Below are 7,006 nucleotides of genomic sequence, written 5' to 3'. Positions count from 1 at the left end.
CAACAGTATCCAGACTGGGATGAAGAAGATTTTGACTATGAATAATGCGTTGTTTGGACATGACGAGAGTTAATTTTATAGGAAGTTAAGAATAATCTTTACTGGTGCCTATTAATAATCCCATTAATCTTTTTCTCATTATAAAATACCAGTATAATTCCGCCTATACAACAGAATACTGCTGCCCCAAAAGCAGCAACTCTATAACCAGTTCCCTTTGCTGCCCCTATCGTCGAGACTGCTGTAAATATCAACATAGAAATACTCTGCCCAAGTTTAAACGCAAATGTTCTCGCCGCATAAAACATTCCTTCACGATTGCTTCCTGATGTAATCGAGTCGCTCTGCGAAATATCTGCCACAACAGCCTGCGGAAGAATTCCGAAAATCGCCATAGGAAGGGCCGCCACAACTGTCAGGATCAGTCCCTGCACAGATGCCGGAATAAAACTCATTTTTCCCATAAATCCGGTATAAAAATAAGCAAGACTAAATACTGCAAATGCGAACAAGATCATCTTTTTCTTTCCAAGTTTAGGAGTAAGCTTATTTACCGGAATATAAAATACAAGGGACAACGCTGTCATTCCCACAAAATACAAAGTTGTCATCGTTTCCGGAAGCTTCAAAAGACTGGTGACAAAAAATGGAAGACCTGTCTGAAACATGGTAAGTGCAATCCAGTAGAAAATATCAGATGCCACAAACTTGCGAAATTCTCCATTCTTAAAAGTAGCTGCAAGAGATCCAAAAGCTGACTCCTTTGCAGGAACCGTATCTACATAGTCTTTTTCACGGATACAAAATACCGGCACAAGCATACAGATAAACGCTATAGCCGCCATCAAAGTAAAGGTCATACGGATTGCACCAACTCTGCCAAAAGCAGGAATAAATATCCCCCATATCGTAGGTGCCAGATACGCCACTGCAGTTCCGGCAATAAATGTAAAGGAAATGACTGTGGAAATATTAAGTCTTTCCTGCTGGGTATGTCCAAGCTCCGGAATCAACGCATTATATGGTGTACAGTACGCAGTAATGGAAAAATAGTACGCCAGAATCATAATCAGCAAAAACACTCCATTGATCCAGCTGTTTTTATTAACCGGTGACCAGAAAACCAGTACTGTAGAAAGCGCCAGCGGTAAAGATGCCCATTTCAGGAACGGAATTCTTCGCCCATTCTTTGACGTACATCTGTCAGATAAAGAGGCGATCATTGGATCTGTAAAAGCATCAAAAATTCTTCCGAAAGCTGTAATTCCGCCAATAATAGTAAATATGCCGAAGACCACCAGACCCTGTGGAATAAACACTGTCTGTCCCTGACTGATAGCTGTCTTATCCGGCTGATAAAAATATACAAGCCAGTTAGAAATAATCCCGGACAACATCGCCCATCCAAACTGTCCGGCTGCAAACTGCCATATTTTCCCTGTTGTTAACTTTTTCATCGTGCACCTCCAGATTTCAGAACTACTACTTATTTCTTGCAAGAATCGAACTCTTTTCCAGGCATGGAAGTTCTTCTCCTTCAACAGTCGTCACAATTCCGCCTGCTTCTTCAACAATAAGTGCACCTGCCGCAAAATCCCATGGAGATAAAATAAGCTCGAAATAAATTTCCGCTCTTCCTGATGCTATGGCACATAAATCAAGTGCCGCAGATCCGCTTCGTCGGATATCAAGGCACTTTTGAAAATATTCGTAAGCTAATTCAAAGGATGCCTTCGCAAGCTCCGTATTATACGGTGATGAACCAAACAAAACAATGCTGTTTGCCAGATCATCCTTCGATACATGAATCGCATTTCCATTCATATATGCACCCTCACCAGAAATCGCATAGAAAGTTTCATTAAGATACGGATTATGCACGACTCCCAGATGTCTCTTTCCATTTCGAATCAATCCAATAGATACGCAGCTCATATGATAATCTTTAATAAAATTAGTAGTTCCATCAATCGGATCCACCACAAAAATATATTCTGCATTTCTGTTAATCTGGCAATCCTCTTCTTCCCCCAAAAACTCCGCTTCCGGAAGAATCTCAGACAACTTTTTCTCCAGCATTTTCTGAATTTTGCAATCATACTTCGTAACAAAATTTGCTTTTCCTGCCTTATCCTTAATGCCAAAATTTCCCCTGTCCGCCTGAAGCATAACCTGTCCGCATTCTTTTGCCGCTTCAATTATTTCATTTAATATCGTATGTGGAGTTTTCTCCTTTAGTTCCATATTGTCTGTCACCTCTCGTTTTATGCAAATATTCGCGATTAAAAATGGCTTCTGTCAATTCCTTTCTGAAGCCGTGATTAGCAAAAGGTTTCATACCTTCTGCTGCATATTCAAAATTCATGATTATAACAACTCTTTATCAAAAATCTGATAATTTGCCCGGTGTATGTACAGTGCCTTTCCATCTACCATAAGTTTCGTCATCTTAGGAAGATCGTCCGGAATCTCCCAATATACATCATTCCCCGAGAAAGCCGCGATAGGCTGTCCCAGCTGAGATTTAATTACTACGATTCTGGATTTTCCAAAATCATTTTTATATTTATTAAGTCTTCTGGCTATCGCTGCATTATCTGTAATGCCGTTACCCCCGGTACTGTCAATTTCATCCAATGAGAAATCAACTTCCGGCACCAGACCTTTTTGCACAAATATACAAGTATCTCCACAGCTTTCGATTTCTTTTCCATCAATCGTAATCGTGATCACAGATGAAAGATCATATCCCTTCACAACTTTCCCATCACTGTCATAACTGATAGTTTCTGTTTTATTTCCGGTAATACTGATCTTCTTTCCGGAAGTCTTTAATGTCTGATTTCCATAATTGTCATACGTATATATGGAATAATTGTTTCCGATCAGAGATCCATGAATATCATTAATCACCGATTCCAGTTTGCTGCAGCCAGTCAGAAATACTAACAAAAATACCGGCAGCAAAATCATAATTCTCTTTTTTATCTTCTGCATCTTTTGCTTTTCTCCTCATATAAGTCTTCCTTTGTCGCTACTTCTGATTTCTGTGAGAGAAATAACGGATCTCTCATAATATTTTTAACCATTTACTTTGAATTCTCCTTACTGCCGAGTTTCACGGTCCATCTTTACCCTTCCTGCTTCTTATATGATTCTATCAAACACTGATGCTTCTTCGTCTTCTTATCATAATTTATTCCAACCAGTAAAATATCTCCTGTATACTGTTTTATCGATTCGGGATATTTTTTCTCTTTTATCTGCTGTAATGCTGTTTCGGCATTCTTATTCCATTTAAGTTCTACGACAAGCGCCGGATAACTGGAAACGTATTCTGGTTTTGGAATAAATACAAAGTCTGCAAACCCACGTCCTGTCGGCAGTTCACGAACTGGTTTAAAATAATATTCCATTGAACTCAGATATGCAATTGCAAGTACACTGCTCAAAGAATTCTCATTATTATACTGAATATTCGAAACATACTCTGTATGGATTTTCTCAATTCCCTCTTCAACTGCTTCTTCATCCATGTCCAGCGTAGCCTCCAGTAAATGTTCTGATTCCTGCTGAAAAGTAATCATCTCATTCCATTTTCTACTCTCAACCGCCGTAGTCAGCTCCTGCCGGATTTCTTCATTTGGAACAAATGTAGTTCTTCTGTTCTGGTTATATCCCAGATAGCCAAGATGGATCAAATACGTAAGCACATCATCTTTGCTTTGTATATTCACCGTATCATTTTTGAAAGCAGATGTATTTACTTTAATCGAAGCACCGGAAAGTATTTCAATTATAGCATTTTTCAAACCATCATAATTCATATTGATAAAAGGAACAATTGCTTCATAAGAAGCAGTCTCAGACCAGTAACTTCTAAACCTGCCCCGCACACAAACACTTACTACTGCTTTAGGATTATATACCTGATAGTCCTCCAGCAAATAACCATCATACCAATATTTTACTTTCTCAAAATCTCTGTGATATCTTTCGCAAAGATCCTTCACTTCAGTTTCTGTAAATCCAATATATGGCGCCATCACTCCTGCATCAAGCATTGTAAACTCATCAAAATTATTTAATGCAGACTGCGTTTTTTCTTTCTTTATCGGCAAAATACCTGTAAGATACGCCAACTGAATATATTTTGTCGGTTCCGTTCCCTTGAACATTGCCCGCAAAAAATTAATGTACTTTTCCTGTACTTTTTTATTTGCCGCTTCATCTCTGATCAGAACATCCCACTCATCAATAATTATAATAAATTTCTGTCCAACAATATTTTTAATACGCGAAAGACTTTCCGACAAACTTATCTCTTCTTCAGGCAGAACACCAGGGTAAATCTCTCTCAATTCAGCCTGTACGGATTTCGTAATAAACGCTACAACATTATCCACATTATCACAATTTGCCAGAAACCACTGAATATCAAGATGAATCACATCATACTTATTAAGATGCGTCTTAAAATCGGATTCCCTGCTTATATCCAGCCCTGAAAACATTTCTTCGGAATTACAGCCTTTACTATAATAAGCGGTCAGCATATTTGCAGCATATGATTTTCCAAACCTGCGTGGTCTGCTGTTACAGATATAAGCTTCTGTTGTATTAAGTACGCTGTTTGTATATTCCAACAATCCGGTTTTATCCACATATATCGGAGAATTCAGTGCCACCTGAAATGCACTGTTATCAGGATTTACAAATCTACCCATTCCTTACACCCCACAATCAAAAAACAGCTTCACGTTACCAAAATTTTTAATAAAATAATGATAGCATGAAACTATTTTAACGTAAAGCTGAAAAAAGCTGTTATATATCCAGACACCCGGGCTATATCGGGATTCTATAAAATAATCTCAGTTATTTTGCGTAAATAGAACCAACAATCTTTCCCCGTAATGTACACGGCAGAATTTTACATAAGAATCTCAGAATCTTATACTTCACACCCGCCACACAAATTGGTGCGCAGTTCTTTTTCTGTGCAATCCGCGCAATATATGTACCAATAACCTCCGGCGACATCCCACTCAGTTCATCTTTCTCCATCTGACTGACACTGTGTGAAATACGGCCGCCGTATTCATCATCACCCAAAACAGTCTTTTGTCTGGCCTGGGTAAAACCGGTATGAATATCTCCAAGTTCTACTGCTGTCACCCTGACACCATAAGGACTTACTTCATTATCAAGCGCGCAGGAATAAGAAGACACTGCTGCTTTACTGGCTGAATAAAACGCCTGAAACGGAATGTGTGCCACTGCTGCCACAGAACTGATATTGACAATATGCCCTCTGTGCTGTCTGCGCATAGAAGGAAGAACAGCTCTGCTTACATTGACAGTTCCGAAAAAATTTACATCAAATTGTGCTTTCGCCTGTTTTAACTCTGTAAATTCCACCGCCCCGGAAATACCAAAACCTGCGCAATTTACAAGAATCTCGATACTTCCTCTTTCCAAAAGGATCTGCCCAACGGCTTCCTGCACGGAAGCCTCATCTGTCACATCTACGCACATATGCTTCACGCCTTCTACCGGAACATCCCGGCGACTGAACTCATAGACTATGTAGCCCGCCTTACTCAATGCTGCTGCAGTACATCGTCCGATTCCGGAACTTCCGCCGGTGACAAGAGCTGTTCTTTTCTGTTTTGATTCCATATTGCTGCTTACCTCATTCCATTTTTTCTTCTTACCACACGGGTGAGTTTCTGTCGTATTTCCTCATTCTTGAATAACTGCCTGCACCATTCGTCCTGTGCCATAACATCACCACAAATCGTATTGCTTCATAGTTTCTGCGTTTCGATATTCATGTTTTTCATAATATCCTATCAGTCTTCCCTCTTCTCTGAGTGCAACCATATAAACATCTTTATTTTGCTTCTCATTATGGAAAGTATAGACAAGGTTATGGCTCTCATCTGCCGCAAACCAGTCCACTACCTTCTGTATTTTATCCCTGGATTCCTGATTATGACAATCTAACAGGCTTCTTCCAATAAGTTTATCACCGCCTCGCTTCGCATAGCTGTTAACAGCTGCCGGATTCATGTAGATAATCTCATGCTTAAGATTACATATAACAATCGAAGCCCTGTCCTGGTCAACAATACTCTTATAAAAACTAATCATATATTTTTTTATGTCCTTTCATTTTTTTCTTTCGTCTAATAGTTTACTATCCACATCAAATATCTTTAAATATCTGTTGGCATACATACGGACACCATCAATGGTATTTGTAATAAATCATTACAAAATTTTCGAAACAAAATAATCTGCCTCAATAATATGCCTTACATTCTTCTCCCTGGAGTCAACAATACTCACACGTCCATTCTCCGCTGTCAAAGTCACACTGGAACCATCATTCCGATAAACAGTCATATGTTCCACTGGGCGTTCCAATGTCTCTATTGGATTCTTCATCTTTTTTAATCGCCGATACTCATATTCCGGAATAAAAAATTCAAGTTTTGAAATAGCTCTTTTTTTCTTTAATGGTGTTTTTCTTAATGAACCATTTTTATTCATAAAACGATCCGCAAATTCAACATTTTCCGTCATTTTATCAATTACATCCGAAATCCCTTCAATCTGCTCAATCGGTCTTTCCTGTAATACTCCTGTTATAATTTTCTTATAGTCTTCTTTTGAAATTTCTACTGACAGCTCATTTCTTCGTCTGTCATAAGTTTCCCCTGATTCATAAGTAATTTTATAGCAATAGTTAAAGTTCAAATCTTCCATGCCTCCAATCAAAAATAGCTTCATGCCATCAAAATTTTTTACTAAAACAATGATAGCATGAAACCATTTTAGCGTAAAGCAACATTCCGAAGGTTTTATATAACTTTCAGACAATGACTTACTTTCTTGATACCTCATAATGAAAAACTATCTAACAAATCCTTACAATTTATATTCTTTATATAATTGTTCACGATATTTAAACACTCAAATTGCTCTTTTCTCATCAAAA

The 7,006-nt window shown here is 38.4% G+C and carries 7 protein-coding genes; all 7 read right to left on the bottom strand.

The annotated features are described in order from the left end of the window. Positions 1-98 precede the first annotated feature (98 nt). The 7 genes from ACTNC0_RS12535 to ACTNC0_RS12505 all read right to left on the bottom strand — a co-directional run bounded on the left by ACTNC0_RS12535 (position 99) and on the right by ACTNC0_RS12505 (position 6,912). Positions 99-1,457: an MFS transporter gene (locus tag ACTNC0_RS12535; protein WP_441087637.1), complete on the bottom strand. Its 1,359-nt coding sequence runs from the start codon at positions 1,455-1,457 to the stop codon at positions 99-101. A 25-nt stretch (positions 1,458-1,482) separates the two neighbouring features. Further along, positions 1,483-2,244: an inositol monophosphatase family protein gene (locus tag ACTNC0_RS12530; protein WP_441035382.1), complete on the bottom strand. Its 762-nt coding sequence runs from the start codon at positions 2,242-2,244 to the stop codon at positions 1,483-1,485. Between the two features lie 123 nt (positions 2,245-2,367). Continuing rightward, positions 2,368-2,997, bottom strand: a complete 630-nt coding sequence (locus tag ACTNC0_RS12525) for a DUF5052 family protein (protein WP_441087635.1) — start codon at positions 2,995-2,997, stop codon at positions 2,368-2,370. Positions 2,998-3,131: 134 nt separating this feature from the next. Beyond that, entirely contained in the window at positions 3,132-4,727 is a 1,596-nt protein-coding gene (locus ACTNC0_RS12520; RefSeq protein ID WP_441087633.1) for an AAA family ATPase, read from the bottom strand. Positions 4,728-4,878: 151 nt separating this feature from the next. Continuing rightward, positions 4,879-5,682: an SDR family NAD(P)-dependent oxidoreductase gene (locus ACTNC0_RS12515; RefSeq protein ID WP_441087632.1), complete on the bottom strand. Its 804-nt coding sequence runs from the start codon at positions 5,680-5,682 to the stop codon at positions 4,879-4,881. Positions 5,683-5,790: 108 nt separating this feature from the next. Next, positions 5,791-6,156 (bottom strand): PAS domain-containing protein, encoded by a 366-nt coding sequence (locus tag ACTNC0_RS12510; RefSeq protein WP_008703984.1) that lies wholly within the window; start codon positions 6,154-6,156, stop codon positions 5,791-5,793. A gap of 120 nt (positions 6,157-6,276) precedes the next feature. After that, positions 6,277-6,912 carry a hypothetical protein gene (locus ACTNC0_RS12505; protein ID WP_441087631.1) on the bottom strand — a complete coding sequence of 212 codons (636 nt, stop codon included), beginning with the start codon at positions 6,910-6,912 and terminating at the stop codon, positions 6,277-6,279. Positions 6,913-7,006: the final 94 nt, after the last annotated feature.

Source organism: Blautia sp. HCP3S3_B11 (assembly GCF_052064435.1).
Lineage (GTDB): Bacteria > Bacillota > Clostridia > Lachnospirales > Lachnospiraceae > Blautia_A.
This window is presented reverse-complemented; position numbering and strand designations above follow the sequence as displayed.

Excerpts from the sequence above, each read along its gene's own strand:
- ACTNC0_RS12535 (WP_441087637.1), bottom strand. The coding sequence starts at position 1,457 with ATGAAAAAGTTAACAACAGGGAAAATATGGCAGTTTGCAGCCGGACAG.
- ACTNC0_RS12530 (WP_441035382.1), bottom strand. The coding sequence starts at position 2,244 with ATGGAACTAAAGGAGAAAACTCCACATACGATATTAAATGAAATAATT.
- ACTNC0_RS12525 (WP_441087635.1), bottom strand. The coding sequence starts at position 2,997 with ATGCAGAAGATAAAAAAGAGAATTATGATTTTGCTGCCGGTATTTTTG.
- ACTNC0_RS12520 (WP_441087633.1), bottom strand. The coding sequence starts at position 4,727 with ATGGGTAGATTTGTAAATCCTGATAACAGTGCATTTCAGGTGGCACTG.
- ACTNC0_RS12515 (WP_441087632.1), bottom strand. The coding sequence starts at position 5,682 with ATGGAATCAAAACAGAAAAGAACAGCTCTTGTCACCGGCGGAAGTTCC.
- ACTNC0_RS12510 (WP_008703984.1), bottom strand. The coding sequence starts at position 6,156 with ATGATTAGTTTTTATAAGAGTATTGTTGACCAGGACAGGGCTTCGATT.
- ACTNC0_RS12505 (WP_441087631.1), bottom strand. The coding sequence starts at position 6,912 with ATGAGGTATCAAGAAAGTAAGTCATTGTCTGAAAGTTATATAAAACCT.